The following is a 15314-nucleotide window of genomic DNA, read 5'->3' as shown; positions in this document are numbered from 1 at the left end:
GAAATCGACATCAGCAATGCCGACCGTGGCGACGTAACGAGCGGAAAGCTGTCGTATCCGCTTGCCGCAACATGGTTGTCGCCCGAATGCTGCGCTGCCGAAGCCGAGCCCCCCGCCGCGGCCCCGCTGTGCGCCTCGCCTGCCGACACGCGGCTTGGCCGGATGCGAGTACCACTGGCCCCACGGCGCCGAAACCGCGTCGAGAAAACGGACTTTCCGAACCGAAGAGCGTCGTCCGACTCGACATTCGTTCCCCCGGTGGGTTCGCTCTGTTGATAGGCGCCCCGGTCGGGGCGCATGCCGCTTGCTCGTGCGTGCCCGCGCATTGGTCGAGTCCGCGCTCACGTCCCGCACGATCGTGCAAGCCACGTCGACACAGGTCCGCACGTTGCCTGCTGCGACAGGACAGCCGGTACACGGTCTGCCGATGCAACACAGCACCGAGGCCGGACGATCGACCATCCACAGGGTTTCCCGGCGGGCCCATGCCGTCCGATAACCATGCCGTCCGATAACGAAGTGGCAAGTCTTCCCGACCACGCGGCGTGCAGCGACCCCAACCGTCCGGTTGCGCCGGCGCAACCGGACGGCACCCGGACGCACGGATCGCGCCCAGGCACCGTGTTCCCAAACGCCGATCCCAGGCTTGTGGATCGGGCCGACGCATCGCTACCGGGACGGCATGACGCCGCTGAATCCCTCGGGCGTGAAGCAAGGCACATCCGCGGGGTGGGGAATGCTGACACCGGGCTGCACCGGAATGCAGGCGGGGTCGACGATCGGCGCGATGTAGCCCGGTTCGACGGACGGTCCCGGGACCCAGCCGTCGGGGGCACCGCCCGCCTGAGCCACACCGGCCGCCGCCAGGGCCACGCCGGCCGTTGCCGTCGCCAGAATCGCGCCGCGAATCAGCTTCGTGCCCATGAGGTTTGTCCTATCCTTCTCGTTACGGCGGAACCCTGTTGCCCGCCACCTACTTGGAGGAGCGAGACCAGCAAAAGGTTCCGGCGAACGAACTCGGCTCCGACGCGGGCGTGCTGCATGCCGGCGCCCGAAGGTGAGGACCTTCTCCCCTACGGCAGAGCGCGCTGCCGCAACGACGATAGGCAGTGACGGATTCCAGCCGGCCGACCCCAGGAGGCCAACGTGACCGCACCTCAACCGATAGTCGTCGGAGTGGACGGCTCACCCTCGTCTCTGCAAGCGGTCGCGTGGGCCGCGAAGGAAGCAGCACGACGGGGGGCTCCCCTCACCCTTGTCACCACGGCGATCGTGTCCGGCGGCTACGTCGTCCCCATCGGAATGCCGGACACCTTCTACGAGGAGGAGCAGCTCGAGGCGGAGCGGCGGCTCGCCGAGGCCGAGAGCCTGGTCGCGCAGGTGACGGCGGGACACACCGTCGAGGTCGAGAAGGCCGTGTCACAGGATGCACCGGCCCGCGAGCTGATCGAGCGATCCAAGTCCGCCCGGATGGTGGTCCTCGGTGCGAATCGGCGCGGCCTGATCGAACGTGCGATTCTCGGCTCGGTCAGCTCCGCGGTGGTCACCCACGCCCGTTCACCGGTGGCCGTCGTACGGGGTCTCCCGCATGTCGACGTCAACGATATTTCCGGTCCGGTCGTCGTCGGGGCCGACGGGTCGAAGCACAGCGAGCCCGCGATCGCGATGGCGTTCGAGGAGGCGGCCATGCGCGGTGCCGAGCTCGTCGCGGTCCACGCGTGGTCCGACGTCGATGTGCACGCCCCGTTCCCCAGCGACTTCGACTGGGCCCAGGTGGAGGAACGCGAGCGGGCGACGCTGTCCGAGAGCCTGGCCGGATACTCCGGGGAGTTCCCCGACGTCCCGGTCCGGACGGTGGTGGTCCTGGATCGGCCCGTCCGGACCCTGCGTGACGAGTCCGAGCACGCCCAGCTGTTGGTGGTCGGAAGTCGCGGACGGGGCGGGTTCACGGGCCTGCTGCTGGGCTCGACGAGCCGCGCGCTGCTGCACCACGTGACCTGCCCGATGCTGGTGGTGCGCTAGACGCGGGTAATTTCCTCCAGCACCGCCGCGACCACCCGGTCGGCTGCTCGGGCGGCGGTGCGGGACAGGCCGCAGCCGAAGCCGACGTCGGCGGCGTCGACGGTGTACAGCACCCATCGGCGGGGCATGCGATCGAGCAGACGCCCCAGCTCGAGGGCGGTGATCAACCCGAAGCCGTGGGTACTGGTCGCCGCCCCCGGCGACAGCGTCAGGTCCTGCGAGTCGAAACGGTGCACGGTTCCCGGAGTCACCGTTCCCGAACGAGCGGAATCTCCTACCGCGGAATCGATCAGAATCGCCAGATCCGCGCCGTCCCACGCGTCGAGCATCCGCGTCGGTTCGCCGTCCACCGCGTACACCCCGACGTCCGGTGCCACCCGGGCGGCGACGTCGCGCGCGACCGCGGGTCCGACCCCGTCGTCCCTGCGGTAGTCGTTTCCCAACCCGAGCACCACGGTTCTCATCGGCACATCATCGGCGCTGCACCGTGAGGGTCAGGAAGTGCGTGGCGCACGAGATGCACGGATCGTAGTTGCGGATGATGTGCTCGCACATCATCGTCAGATCCTCGTCCGAGGCGGCGAGATTCGCCTCGACGGCGCGGCGCAGATCGTGCTCGATCGCCGCCTGATTCTGGGAGGTCGGCGGGACGATCGCGGCCGCGGTGACGAGGCCGGCGGAGTCCAGTTCGTAGCGGTGATAGAGCAGGCCACGGGGCGCTTCGCTGACACCGTGCCCGACGCGACGCACCGGCGAGACAGCGGTGGCGGGTGGAGCGGGCCGTCGGTAGCGGTCGATGATCCGCAGCGCCTCCTCCAGCGCGTACACGACCTCGACGGCGCGGACGACGATGCTGCGGTAGGGATTGCGGCATCGGGGGCCGAGTCCCGCCGCGGCCGCGGACGCCGCGGCCTGCCCGGTCAGTTGCCCGGAGTTGAGCGAATACCGGGCCAGCGGGCCGGTGAGGTAGCGGCGCCCGTCGAGCGTAGCGTGCAGTGCGGTCGAGTGCGGCACCTGGTGTTCGGTCACGTGCTTCGGGAATTCGCTTGCTGTGCAATGCAACCCGGAAGTGGAGACGACGTCGCCGTCCTCGATGGCGTAGCGCGACGGGTGCTGCAACGCGAGGAACTCGTGGTCGACGTCGATGTCGGGACAGTCGAAGGAGGACACCCAGTCGACCGTTGCCACCGCGTCGTCGAGGGCGGCGTCGAGTTGCGTTGCGAGCGGGGCGAGTTCGGCCCGGGTCGGGGCGTGGTGGAATCCGCCGACCCGCACGTTGACGGGGTGAATCGGGCGCCCACCGACGACGTCGAGGACGGCGTTTCCCGCCTTCTTCAAGGCCAGTCCCCGTTCGACCGCGGCACGATCCCTGCGCGCGAGTTCGATCGAATCCGGGACGCCGAGGAAGTCTGGGGCGTGAAGGAAGTAGATGTGCAGCACGTGGCTCGCGATCCACTCCCCGCAGTACAGGAGCCGGCGAAGGTCGGTGATGTCGTCGTCGACGATCACTCCGCACGCGTCCTCCAGCGCGTTGCAGGCGCTCACCTGATACGCGACGGGGCAGATCCCGCAGATCCGGGAGGTGATGTCGGGCGGCTCCAGGAAGTGCCGGCCACGCAGGAACGATTCGAAGAATCTCGGCGGCTCGTAGATCGCGAGATCCACCCGCTCGGCGCGGCCGTCGCGGACGGTGACGTCGAGCCGGCCTTCGCCTTCGACGCGGGCGAGCGCCCGGACGGTCATTTCCCTACGGGAGTCGGTCATCGCGTGCTCCCGCCGTGCCGGTGTCGAACGCCGCGACGTTGAACGTCGCGAAGATCCGGGAGATGTCCGCCTCGCTCATGCCGCAGGTCCGCAGCCACCCCGTCATGGACGCGAGGTTGGGATCGGGCGCCGGACCGAAACAGCCGTAGCATCCCCGGGAGACGGCCGGACACAGTGCGCCGCAGCCGGAGTGCGTCACCGGTCCGAGGCAGGGTGTGCCCTCGGCGACCATCACGCAGGTCAGACCGCGTCGTTTGCACTCCGTGCACACGGTGGTGTTCGGGATGTTCGGCTTCCGTCCGGACAGGTAGGCGGTGATCACCTCGAGGAGCTGGCGGCGATCGATGGGACATCCGCGCAGTTCGAAGTCGACCGGCACGTGCGCCGAGACGGGGGTCGAGGTGGCGAGCGTGTCGATGTAGTGGGGGTCGGCGTAGACGACCGACAGGAACTCGTCGATGTCGGCGAAGTTGCGCAGCGCCTGGATCCCGCCCGCGGTGGCGCAGGCCCCGATGGTGACCAGGGACCGGGATTGTTCCCTGATCCTGCGGATGCGGTCGCGGTCGGCCGCGGTGGTGATCGATCCTTCGACCAGCGACAGGTCGTACGGTCCACCCGCGACGGCGTCGGACAGCTCGAGGAAATGGGCGATCGACACCTCCTCGGCCAGCGGCAGCAGCTCGTCCTCGCAGTCGAGAAGGGTGAGCTGGCAGCCGTCGCAGGAGGCGAACTTCCACACCGCGAGGGTCGGTGTCGGTTTCGAGGGTGTACTCATCTACAGCTCCGGTACGCGCAGAAGCGGTTCGGCGACGGTGTAGTCGACGACGGGCCCGTCCCGGCAGAGCAGGAGCTCCCCGAGTTGGCAGTGGCCGCACTGCCCGGTGCCACACTGCATGTTCCGTTCGAGGGACAACTGGATGGCCTCGGCGGGAACTCCCCGCGACATCAGGGCGCGGGCGCAGAACCGCATCATCGGTTCGGGCCCGCACAGCAGTGCGGTGGTGCGGGCGGGGTCGACGTCGATTCTCTGTAGGGCTTCGGTGACGAATCCGACCGCACCCGTCCACCCGGACACCGGTTGGTCGATCGTCAGCTCGACGGTGAGGTCGTCCCGGGTCGCCCAGGCGGACAGGTCGGATGGGAACAGGATGTTCGCCGGGGTCCGCGCCCCGACGACGAGGGTGAGCCGCCGGAACCGGTCGCGTGCGGCGAGCGCGGCGAGCACGGCGGGCCGCAGGGGCGCCAGCCCTACCCCTCCGGCGACGACGACCAGATCACCGCCGGGGCGGGTGTGCATCCGCCATCCGTTCCCGAACGGGCCCCGGACACCGATCACCGTGCCGACCGGTGCGTCGTGCAGCGCCCGGCTCACGGCCCCCACGCTGCGGATGGTGTGGACGAGCGTGTCACTGTCGGGCGTCGGGTCACCGCTGACCGACACCGCCACCTCCCCGACGCCGTGGGCGTACAGCATCATGAACTGTCCTGGTGCAAAACGTCTTTCGGCGGGTTCCATGAGGGGCTGCAGCGTCAGCGTGACGGTGTCGTGTGTTTCCCGCGCGCGTGCGACAACCCGGTAGCCGAGGGGAATCGCGGAATCCGGAGTCACGGTGTCACTCCGAGGAACGGCCGGCGTAGAGGTCGAGCAACCGGGCCCGCGTCGAATGCAGGCGGGCGACGATCATCTCCGACAGGGCGCGCGTCACCGCGTAGGTGAACGCCGGATCGTCGGCGGCCGTCGCCTGCAGGGCGACGACGTCCAGCTCGGTGGCCTCGGTGACGGCCGCGGCGTGCGCGGTGAACTGCCAGCGGGGACGGGCAGCGAGCCAGGAACAGCCGAGGATGTCGCCGCCGTGCACGGTTTCGAGGACCACGGTGCCTCGCCCCGGTACCACCGTGCTCAGCACGACGCTGCCGGTGTGCAGCAGCCAGCACCGGGTGGCGGGTTCGTCCTCCCGGAAGACGAGCTCGCCGGGGGCGAACCCGACGGCGACTGCGAAGTCCGCGAGCCGGGTGCGGTGTTCCTCGGAGAGCCCGGCGAGCGCGGCCGGGAGAACGGGCTCGGGAGCGTTCACCGGTCGTCCTCTCCCCACGCCGGGAGCAGCTGTGACAGTCGTGCCGCTTCCTCGGTGATGTCGATGCCGACCGGGCACCAGTCGATGCAGCGTCCGCATCCCACACATCCGGAACTGCCGAACTGGTCGAACCACGTGCCGAGTTTGTGCGACATCCACTGGCGGTACCGGCTCTCGCCGGAAGTGCGGACATCGCCGCCGTGCAGGTGGCTGAAGTCGAGTTCGAAGCAGGACGACCAGTGCTGCCAGCGCTGCGCGTGCTCACCGGTCAGGTCGGTCGTGTCCTCGGTGGTGGTGCAGAAGCAGGTGGGGCATACCATCGTGCAGTTCCCGCAGGTCAAGCATCGGTCGGCGACGTCTTCCCAGACGTCGGCGTCCCGGGCACGCCGGAGGAGCTCGCGCAGATCCGTGTCGGGCATGTGGCGGCCCATGTGCCGGGCCGCATCGGCGACCGCGCGGCGTGCACCCTCGACGTCGTCTGCTTCCGCGACACGGGACTCGACGTCGCCGAGGACTGCCGCACCGGATTCGGTTCCGACGTCGACGAGGAATCGGTGGCCGTGGTTGTCGAGGAGTTCGGTCAGCGCCAGGTCGTATCCCGCCCCGGCCGCCGGCCCGGTGCCCATGGAGGCGCAGAAGCACACACCGCCGGGTTCGGTGCAGTGCGCGGCGACGACGAACAGGCTGCGGAAACGGCGCGCGGTCGGTGTATCGGCGTCCGGGTCCGGACACAGGACACGGCGCAGCACCGCGATCGCCGCGAGATCGCAACCGCGCACACCGACGAACGCACAGGGCGTCTCGTCGACGACGGGCGGTTCCCACGGACCGTCACGGGTGGTGGACCACAGTTGCCGTCGCGGTGGATGCAGGTACTGCTTCCAGGATTGGGGACCCGACGAATGCGCGAACACGGCGGCGTCGTCGCGTCGATGCAGCCGGTAGCGGCCGGGAGCGGTCTCGACGCCCCATCCGGCCGGCAGGTCGGCCCCCGATTTCAGCTCACCGAGGACGATCGCGGTGTCACTCACGGTGGGGCCGACGACCCGATATCCCCGCTCTCGCAGTACGTCGATCAGCAGATCGAGACCCCGGCGGTCCAGGATGCGTTCGTCCACCCGCGGGATGCGTGCGCCGTCCATGCGCCTGCTCCTTCGTCGGCCGCGTCGGCCGTCGACAGTTCACCTTCCATTGAGCCAGGTCACATGCCCTCGGCGATAGGGGCCCTTCGTCCCTTCCTCGGCTCATCGGTGCCGACCGGCACCGCAAGAGGGGAAAATTGACGGTGCGACAGTTACACACACGGAAGGGGGAACACGATGTCTGTGCCCGCTCGCCAGCCCCGTTCGGTCTTCCCGGAGCTGTCCGAAATCTTCGACACGCTCCGATGGCCTTCCTTCGGTACCGTCTTCGGCAACAACCTCATTCGCGTCGAAGACCACATCGACAACGGTCGCTACATCGTCCGAGCCGAGATTCCCGGAGTGGACCCGGACAAGGACATCACCGTCACGGTCGACCGCGGCCGCCTCGACATCCACGCGGAACGCACCGAGGAGAAGACCGAGAAGGGCCGGTCCGAGTTCTCCTACGGTTCGTTCCATCGCTCGGTGACCCTGCCGCCCACCGCCGACGACGAGGACGTCGAGGCGTCCTACGACAAGGGAATTCTCACCGTCTCGATCGGGCTTGCCGAGGGAACCGAATCCGCCAAGAAGATCGACATCAAGACCACGAAGTGATGCCGTCGAGCGCTCCCGGGGCCCGTCCGAGAGCGCCGACGCGCTGAGTGGAACAACGCACTGCCCGGCTCGAGGATTGCCTCGAGCCGGTTCGGTGCGGTGCCTCACAGCGAGGGCGGGTCATCGCGATGCTCGCCCGTTTCGACGAGGGTGAAGTAGTTCTCCTCCTCCTGAAGGAAGTGCAGGCGCAGCAGCGCGTGCAGGCCGTACAGACATGCGAGGAGGTCGTCGCACCGGTCCGGGTCGACAGCGCCGCGCGAGTCGATCTGCCGGCGATGGGTGTGCAGTCGGCGAGCGAGCCGCTCGATCTCGGCGTGCATCCGGCTCATCGTCGCGGTGGCCTCACCGCTGCCGAGTGGCGCGGCCAGCGCCGGATAGAGTTCGGTCTCCTCGGCCTGCTCGTGCGGAAGCAGAGTTCCGGTGAGGAAGTCGTCGACGTCCCGCAGCGATTCCACCGCTCGTTGCCGGTCTCCGGCCGCCAGGAGCTGCGCGGTGACGCGCAGTATCGAGAGCCGGTCCCTCATCTCCTCGTGCTCACACGAGAATCGCTGCAGCATCTTCTCGGTGTCCTCGGGCAGCACCGCGTCGCGGGTATGTTCGCCGCGCAGCGCCCGGAGCGCATTGAGGATGACGGCGACGTCGATGGCTTCCTGCAACAACGCGCCCACTGCCGGAGCCAACCAGCCGGCTGCCGCACATCCCATCGCCACCACAGACAACGTCATCCCGATGCCGGCGCTCTGGAGAGCGATGCGGCGGGATCGGCGCGCGATTTCCATCGCGTCGGCGATGCGGTCGAGCCGGTCCGTGGTCAGGACGATGTCGGCAGCCTCGGAGGTTGCCGTCGACCCGCGCGCACCCATCGCGACCCCGACCGTTGCGGCGGCCAGGGCAGGAGCGTCGTTGACGCCGTCGCCCACCATGACCGTCACCGCCGACTCGCACTCGGCTCGCACCCGGGACACCTTGTCCGCCGGCGTCTGTTCCGCATAGACGTGGTCGAGGCCGAGAATCGCGCCGATCTCCGCGGCGGGCGCACGCCGGTCGCCGGTCAGCATCACCAGCCTGTTCAGACCCGCCGACCGTAGGCGTCTGAGCGTGCGCGGCGCGTCCCGGCGCAGGGGGTCGGTCAGCAGGATCGCGCCGGCCAGTTCGCCGTCGACGGTCACCCACACGACGACCGCGCCGTCGAGAACGCTTCGAGCCACCACCGCGCGGGCCCACGACGGTGCGTGTGCCGGCAGGACCAGCGTGCCGACGGTCACGCGGCGACCGTCCACGGTGGCCGCGATCCCCGTGCCGGGTTCCTCCACGACCTCGGTGGGATAGGACAGCGTCAGACCCCGGATTCTCGCATCTTCGACGAGGGCGTCGGCGAGGACGTGTGCGGAAACCTGGTCGGCGGACGCGGCCAACCGCAGAACCTCGGGAGCGTCGTAACCGGGCGCCGTGACCATGTCGGACTCCGCGGGCCGGCCGGTGGTCAGAGTCCCGGTCTTGTCCATGACGAGTGTGGTTGCCTGGCCCAGGTTTTCGAGAGCGCCCCCACTACGGATCACCACTCCCCTGCGAGAAGCCCGAGAGAGCCCGGACACGATCGCGACCGGGGCTGCGAGCAGCAGTGGGCACGGGGTCGCCACCACGAGGACAGCGACCGCCCGCACCGCAGTACCACTCGCCACCCACGCGACGGCAGCGAGGATCAGTGCGACCGGGAGGAACCACGCTGCGATCCGATCGGCCAGCCGCACGACCGGGGCGGATTCCGCAGCAGCATCGCGGGCGAGCCGGACCACTCCGGCGTAGGTGCTCTCCTCGGCGGTCGCGCGTGCCTCCATTTCGAAGACGGCGCCGGCGTTGACGACACCGGACCGCACGGCCTCGCCGGCGCCGCGCCGGACGTTCATCGGTTCACCGGTGAGCGTCGATTCGTCGAGGACGGCGACAGGACCGATGATCCAGCCGTCGACCGGAACCGTTTCACCCGATCCGACGACGAGGACGTCGCCTGCCGCGATGGCGTCGATGGCCACGGTCTCGACGATCTCCCCGCGCCGGCGCCGGGACGAGCGCGGCGCACGGTCGAGCAGGCTTCGCAGGTCCTTGGACGCGCGGCGGTTCGCCGCGGCGTCGAGACTCTGGCCGGTGGCCAGCATGACGGCGATGAGGGCGCCGGCAAGGTACTCGTCGACCAGCAATGTGCCGAGCAGCGACAGCACGGCGATCAGATCGACCCCCACCCTCCCGCGGCGCAATGCCGTCAGCACCCACCACACCGCGGGCACGATCGCGATCACCGTGCCGGTGATCCAGAACCTGTTCGCGACCGCGGCTGCGCCCGCGAGCCAGGCGACAACGCCGCCCGTCAGAAACGTCAGGGTGAGAACCAGCAGAGCCGGTTCCACGAATCGCCGCCATCGTTCCCGCCCGGTCGGATGCGGTACCGGATCTCCCGCCACTGCTGTGCTCCTCGTCCGCCGATCGCGATCACCGTCCGCCGATCGGAATCACCATCCGCCGATGGAGATCACTGCGGATGACGGCCGGGTGGCGTCGGGAATCTCGGTGATCGGGCGGGCGCGACCGATACGACTCGATATCACCGTAGTGGTCCGACCCGTACCGTGCAGCCGGACCACGGCACGGCAGGTCCAGCTCGAAGCGAGCCCCGCATCCCCGGCCCGTCGCCGGTGAGAGTGCCACCGTGCACGGTCGCGAGCCCGCGCGCGATGATCGGTCCGAGACCCGTGCCGGCGGTGCTGCGTGCGGGATCGACCCGGTGGAATCGCTCGAAGATCGCCTCGAGCCGGTCCGGTGCGGCGCCCTCCCCCGTATCCGCGGCGGCCGGTCTCGCGTCGGTCACGGATCGCGCCGGAAACCGCACCGGTGGATGTCTCGCACGGAAGAATTGTCGGTGTCCGGCATCCGACGACCGGAGGGAGCATTCCGATGAGCACCCCGTCCACCGTGCTCGGCGAGGTCCGCCCCGAGCACGACTGTCCGCACGGTTCGATCCTCGTAACCTTGCACTATCAGCGCAGTTTCGCGCTGCCGATCGGCGAGGTGTGGGCGGCGCTGACCAAGCCGGACGTGCTCGCCCGCTGGTACGGACGGTGGACCGGGGATTCGTCGTCGGGCCGGGTGCGTTTGACGATGACCGACGAGCACGACTCGACGACAACGGATGTCACGATCGTCGAGTGCGCGGGTCCGCGGATGCTCGTCGTCGACGTGGACGGGTGGAGGCTCGAGCTGCGGTTGCGTCAGGTCGGCCGGGTCACGACCCTCGAGTTCACGCATCGGCACGTTCCCCGTTCGGAGGCGGCCGAGATCGGTCCGGGCTGGCAGTACTACCTCGATCGGCTCGACGCGCTGCTGGCCGGGCAGCGGGAGCCGCGCTGGGCGGACTATCCGGAACTCGGCGAGGCGTACCGCTGAACACAGGAGCCCTGTACGACGGTGGGTGCACCGATATTTCGGTACACCGACCGTCGTTTCGGGCGTCAGCCACTGTCGCCTCCGGCGTCAGCCGCTGTTACCTCCGGCGTCAGCCGCTGTTACGCAGTGCGGTGGCCAGGCCGTTCATGGTGAGCTGGATGCCGCGCCGTACCTCGTCGGTGTCCTCCCCCGCGCGCAGTCGCCGCAGTAACTCCACCTGCAGGTGGTTGAGCGGTTCGAGGTACGGGAACCGGTTGTGCACCGACCGCGCCAGCGCCGGGTTGTCCGCCATCAGGTCCGGTCGTCCGGTGATCGCCAGATAGGTGCGGACGGTGCGCGCGTGTTCGTCGACGATCTTGCCGAAGACGCGGTCGCGCAGGTCGGTGTCGGGGACGAGTTCGGCGTAGCGGGCGGCCAGCCCCATGTCGGATTTGGCGAGCACCATCGCCATGTTGGACAACACGGTGCGGAAGAACGGCCACCGCTCGTACAGGTCGGTGAGCGTGGCACGGCGGGTGTCGTCGTCGCCGATCCACGATTCGAAGGCGGTGCCGGTGCCGTACCAGCCGGGGAGCATGACGCGGGACTGGGTCCAGGCCAGCACCCACGGGATAGCCCGCAGATCCGCGATCGACGACGTCGGTTTGCGTGAGGTGGGACGGCTGCCGATGTTGAGTTGCCCGATTTCGCCGACGGGCGTGGCGGTGCGGAAGTATTCGACGAATCCGGGGGTCTCGTGCACGAGTTCGCCGTAGGCCGCGCGGGCCCGGGCGGCCAGGTCGTCGAGGATCGCGTAGGCGGCGGGCGCGTCGGCGCCCAGGCCTTCGACGTCGAGCAGCGTGGATTCGAGGGTCGCGGCGACGAGGCTTTCGAGGTTGCGGCGCGCCGAGCGGGGTTCGGCGTACTTCGCGGCGATCACCTCGCCCTGCTCGGTCAGCCGCAGTGACCCGGTGACCGCGCCCGGGGGTTGCGCAAGAATCGCGTCGTAGCTGGGGCCGCCGCCGCGGCCCACGGTGCCGCCACGGCCGTGGAACAGCCGCAGCCGGATACCGTGCTCGCGGGCGCATTCGACGAGGTCGAGTTCGGCGCGGTACAGCGCCCAGTTCGCGGCGAGGTAGCCGCCGTCCTTGTTGGAATCCGAGTAGCCCAGCATGACCTCCTGCACCGACCCGGCCGAGTCGACGAGGCTGCGGAACTCCGGGATCGACAGGGCTGCACCGAGAATGGCGGCGCCGCGCTGGAGGTCTTCGATGGTTTCGAACAGCGGGATCACCGCGACCGGGCAGCGCGGGCCGGTGTCGGTGTGGTCGACGAGCCCGACCTCCTTGAGCAGCACCGCCGCTTCGAGGAGGTCGCTGACCGACGCGCACATGCTGATGATGTAGTGCGGCACGGCGTGGGCGCCGAGCAGCCGGATGGCCTCGGCAGCGGCGCGGAGCACCCCGAGTTCGGCGGTGGTGAGCTCCCCGAGCCGGGCGCCGGGGGCGCTGAGCGGGCGCCGGGTGGCGAGCTCGCGGGTGAGCAGTTCGACCTTGCGGTCTTCGGGCAGCGCCTCGTAGTCGTCGGTGACGCCGGCCCAGGCGAGCAGTTCGGCGACGACCCGGCCGTGGACCTCGGAGTTCTGCCGCAGATCGAGGGCGCTGAGGTGGAACCCGAACACCTCGACGGCGCTGCGCAGGTGGGCGAGGCGGTCGTCGGCGATGACGTCGTCGCCGGCGGCCCGCAGCGAGGCGTCGAGGACGTCCAGGTCGGCGAGCAGTTCGGCCGGGCCCGGGTAGGGCTCGAGGAGGGGGACACCGAAGTTCGGCGGGTCGTCGAGCAGACGCTGCGCGGTGGCGGCGAGGCGGCCGCGGATGCCGTGGATCGCGCGCCGGTAGGGTTCGTCGGCGCGTGCGGGCACGTCGTCGGCGGCGGCCTCGACGAGCGCCTTCAGTTCGGCGGTGATCGGGACGAGCCGCTCGGACATCGACAGTTCCTGCTCGAGTTCGGCGAGTTCGGTGCGGTAGTGGCCGAAGACCGTGGTCGCGGCGCGGTCGGTGGCGCGGTGGACGACCTCGGCGGTGACGTTCGGGTTGCCGTCGCGGTCGCCGCCGATCCACGAGCCGGTCCGCACGATCGGTTCGGTGAGCAGGGCGGTGCCGGGCCAGCGGGACCGCAGTTCGCGGCGGACCTCGGCGTCGAGGGCGGGCACCACCGCGAACAGCGAGGCCTCGTAGTAGCGCAGACCGGTTTCGATCTCGTCCTGGATCCGCAGGCGCGCCAGGCGGATCAGCGCGGTCTGCCACAGCGTCAGGATGTGCCGCCACAGTTGCCGGTCGATCTCGGCGATCTCGGTGGCGTCCTCGGCGCGACCGCGGCGGCGCATGAGATCGGTGATCCGTGACTGCACGACGAACACGGTGCGTCGGCGGGTTTCGGTGGGGTGCGCGGTGATGACCGGCGAGACCAGCGCGTGCTCGAGCGCCGCAGCGACCGCATCCGGGTCGAGGTCGGCGGCGTCGAGTTTGGCGTAGGTAGCGGCCAGCGAGCTGTCCTGCGGCGGTTCGCCCGCGGCGACGTGCAGCGCGCGGCGCCGCTCGCGGTGCAGGTCCTCGGCGAGGTTCGCGAGCAGCGCGAAGTGACTGAAGGCGCGGATGACCGGAATCGTGTCGGCGGTGGCGACCTCGCGGAACATGGCGGCGAGGTCGGCGCGGTCCAGTTCGGAGCGGCGCACCCGGAAGCTCTCGATCCGGGCCTTCTCGACGAGTTCGTAGGCGGCTTCCCCGGCGTGCTTGCGCACGATCTGTCCGAGGATGCTGCCGAGCAGGCGGATGTCGTCGCGCAGCGGCTCGGTGGCGGCTGTTCCGGTCGGGACGCTCATCCGGTCAGTATCGACTGAAGGCGCTGGTCGCGCGACCGGAAGCCGGTCAGCTGAACTTGATCTGCAGCCCGATGCCGAGGATGGAGATCAGCCAGATGATGCCGGTGAAGACGGTGAGGCGGTCCAGGTTCTTCTCCGCGACCGTCGATCCGGAGAGGCTGGACTGGACGCCACCGCCGAACAGGCTGGACAGGCCGCCGCCCTTACCGCGGTGCAGCAGCACCAGCAGGATCAGCAGCAGGCTGGTGACAATCAGCAGGATGTCCAGGAACAGTTCCATGCGGCGCTCGGTGTCCTTCGATGGTCGGTGACGTCGGCCGTCAGCTTACCCGGTGATCCCCGCCGTCCGTGCCGGCGGTACCTTCCGGTCGGAAACGTGATTCTCGAAAACGAGAGCAGAATTCGGACGAATGTGATCTAAATGAGACGCAAGAAAAACCATACCCCGAAGGAAGGTTTGTGTTGTCTCGCACTGTCCTCCCCGCCGGGCGCCGCAGCGCCCGGCTCGCCGCAACGGTCACCCTCAGCGCCGCACTGCTGCTCACCGGCTCCGCCACGGTCGGCGCCGCCCCCTTCGATCTCCCGACCGGGTCGTCCGGCATCGGTGCACCGGCCGTCGTCGAGACTCCCAGGCTGTCGTCGGTCGACAACTTCCGCGATCTCGCCGGATCCGGCGGCGGCTACCCGGCGGCGTTCGGGCTGCGGGTACAGCCCGGCGTCTTCTACCGATCCAACGCCCTCACCAGCAACGACGAAGACGCCGCGGTGCTCGACTCCCTCGGCATCGCGGCGGTGTACGACCTGCGCACCGACGGCGAGATCGCCGATGCCCCGGACCGCATCCCGGCCGGTGCCCAGTACATCCGGCACCCGCTGCTGTCCGGGAACCTGAGTTCGACCTCGATCCTGGCGAGCCTGAGGACACCGGAGGACGCGCGCGCGGTCATGCAGGACATCAACCGCGCATTCGTCGCCGATCCCGAGATCCGCGCGGAACTCGGCGCGATGTTCACCGAGTTCGCCCGCACCGACGGACCGCAGCTGTTCCACTGCACCGCCGGGAAGGACCGCACCGGCTGGACCGCGGCCGTACTGTTGTCCCTCGCCGGCGTGGACCGCGAGACCGTGTACACGGACTACCTGCTGTCGAACGAATACTCCGGCGACCACATCCGCGCGACACTTGCTGCGCTCGCCGAATCCCGGGGTCCCGAGGTGGCGGCGATCTACGCGCCGCTCCTCACCGTCGAACGTAGTTACCTCGAGGCCGGATTCACCCAACTCGAACACGACTTCGGCACCGTCCACAACTACCTGATCACCGGGCTGGGTTTGAGCCCGCAGACCGTCGCGGCGCTGTCCGCCAAGCTCGTCGGCTGACCGACGCGCAGGCCGGCCGGGCAGCGGCCCGGC

General features: G+C 69.4%; 15 protein-coding genes. 4 read left to right on the top strand and 11 right to left on the bottom strand.

All coding sequences use genetic code 11. The features are described from left to right. Positions 1 to 669: 669 nt before the first annotated feature. Complete coding sequence (locus tag M1M07_RS09055) at positions 670 to 924, bottom strand: hypothetical protein (protein ID WP_197253139.1); 255 nt, start codon at positions 922 to 924, stop codon at positions 670 to 672. Between the two features lie 222 nt (positions 925 to 1146). Between M1M07_RS09055 and M1M07_RS09050 the strand changes: the two genes are divergently transcribed. Next, positions 1147 to 2022 (top strand): universal stress protein, encoded by an 876-nt coding sequence (locus tag M1M07_RS09050; protein ID WP_197253138.1) that lies wholly within the window; start codon positions 1147 to 1149, stop codon positions 2020 to 2022. On the opposite strand, the gene M1M07_RS09045 is transcribed toward M1M07_RS09050, so the two are convergent. Genes M1M07_RS09045 through M1M07_RS09020 form a run of 6 tightly spaced genes read right to left on the bottom strand, consistent with a single transcriptional unit; the run spans position 2019 to position 7003 of the window. Beyond that, positions 2019 to 2486, bottom strand: a complete 468-nt coding sequence (locus M1M07_RS09045) for a hydrogenase maturation protease (protein WP_197253137.1) — start codon at positions 2484 to 2486, stop codon at positions 2019 to 2021. The genes M1M07_RS09050 and M1M07_RS09045 overlap by 4 nt on opposite strands. 7 nt (positions 2487 to 2493) lie before the next feature. Next, a complete protein-coding gene (locus M1M07_RS09040; RefSeq protein ID WP_197253136.1) occupies positions 2494 to 3786 on the bottom strand; it encodes a Ni/Fe hydrogenase subunit alpha in 1293 nt (430 codons plus the stop codon). Beyond that, on the bottom strand, positions 3770 to 4561 hold the full coding sequence (locus M1M07_RS09035) for an oxidoreductase (RefSeq protein ID WP_197253135.1): 792 nt from the start codon (positions 4559 to 4561) through the stop codon (positions 3770 to 3772). Before M1M07_RS09035 ends, M1M07_RS09040 begins: the two co-directional genes overlap by 17 nt. Then, positions 4562 to 5395 carry an FAD/NAD(P)-binding protein gene (locus M1M07_RS09030; protein ID WP_248673916.1) on the bottom strand — a complete coding sequence of 278 codons (834 nt, stop codon included), beginning with the start codon at positions 5393 to 5395 and terminating at the stop codon, positions 4562 to 4564. Positions 5396 to 5399: 4 nt separating this feature from the next. Further along, on the bottom strand, positions 5400 to 5861 hold the full coding sequence (locus tag M1M07_RS09025) for a cyclic nucleotide-binding domain-containing protein (protein ID WP_248673915.1): 462 nt from the start codon (positions 5859 to 5861) through the stop codon (positions 5400 to 5402). Continuing rightward, a complete protein-coding gene (locus M1M07_RS09020) occupies positions 5858 to 7003 on the bottom strand; it encodes a 4Fe-4S dicluster domain-containing protein (protein ID WP_197253134.1) in 1146 nt (381 codons plus the stop codon). Before M1M07_RS09020 ends, M1M07_RS09025 begins: the two co-directional genes overlap by 4 nt. Positions 7004 to 7180: 177 nt before the next feature. Between M1M07_RS09020 and M1M07_RS09015 the strand changes: the two genes are divergently transcribed. Next, positions 7181 to 7603 carry an Hsp20/alpha crystallin family protein gene (locus M1M07_RS09015; protein WP_197253133.1) on the top strand — a complete coding sequence of 141 codons (423 nt, stop codon included), beginning with the start codon at positions 7181 to 7183 and terminating at the stop codon, positions 7601 to 7603. Between the two features lie 104 nt (positions 7604 to 7707). Here M1M07_RS09015 and M1M07_RS09010 read toward each other — a convergent pair whose 3' ends face one another. Together M1M07_RS09010 and M1M07_RS09005 are read right to left on the bottom strand one after the other, a co-directional pair. Beyond that, positions 7708 to 10062 (bottom strand): heavy metal translocating P-type ATPase, encoded by a 2355-nt coding sequence (locus M1M07_RS09010; RefSeq protein WP_248673914.1) that lies wholly within the window; start codon positions 10060 to 10062, stop codon positions 7708 to 7710. A 140-nt stretch (positions 10063 to 10202) separates the two neighbouring features. Continuing rightward, the gene (locus M1M07_RS09005) at positions 10203 to 10466 is read right to left on the bottom strand and encodes a sensor histidine kinase (RefSeq protein WP_282581913.1); all 264 of its coding nucleotides are present in this window, start codon (positions 10464 to 10466) and stop codon (positions 10203 to 10205) included. Between the two features lie 86 nt (positions 10467 to 10552). Here M1M07_RS09005 and M1M07_RS09000 point away from each other — a divergent pair, with 86 nt between their 5' ends. Then, entirely contained in the window at positions 10553 to 11041 is a 489-nt protein-coding gene (locus M1M07_RS09000) for an SRPBCC domain-containing protein (protein WP_197253131.1), read from the top strand. Positions 11042 to 11150: 109 nt separating this feature from the next. On the opposite strand, the gene ppc is transcribed toward M1M07_RS09000, so the two are convergent. After that, on the bottom strand, positions 11151 to 13901 hold the full coding sequence (gene ppc, locus M1M07_RS08995; RefSeq protein ID WP_248673913.1) for a phosphoenolpyruvate carboxylase: 2751 nt from the start codon (positions 13899 to 13901) through the stop codon (positions 11151 to 11153). A gap of 46 nt (positions 13902 to 13947) precedes the next feature. Beyond that, on the bottom strand, positions 13948 to 14181 hold the full coding sequence (gene secG / locus M1M07_RS08990; RefSeq protein ID WP_197253130.1) for a preprotein translocase subunit SecG: 234 nt from the start codon (positions 14179 to 14181) through the stop codon (positions 13948 to 13950). Between the two features lie 179 nt (positions 14182 to 14360). On the opposite strand from secG, the gene M1M07_RS08985 reads away from it, so the two are divergent. After that, positions 14361 to 15281 (top strand): tyrosine-protein phosphatase, encoded by a 921-nt coding sequence (locus M1M07_RS08985; RefSeq protein ID WP_248673912.1) that lies wholly within the window; start codon positions 14361 to 14363, stop codon positions 15279 to 15281. Positions 15282 to 15314: the final 33 nt, after the last annotated feature.

It is taken from the genome of Rhodococcus sp. HM1 (assembly GCF_023218075.1).
Classification (GTDB): domain Bacteria; phylum Actinomycetota; class Actinomycetes; order Mycobacteriales; family Mycobacteriaceae; genus Rhodococcus.
This window is presented reverse-complemented; position numbering and strand designations above follow the sequence as displayed.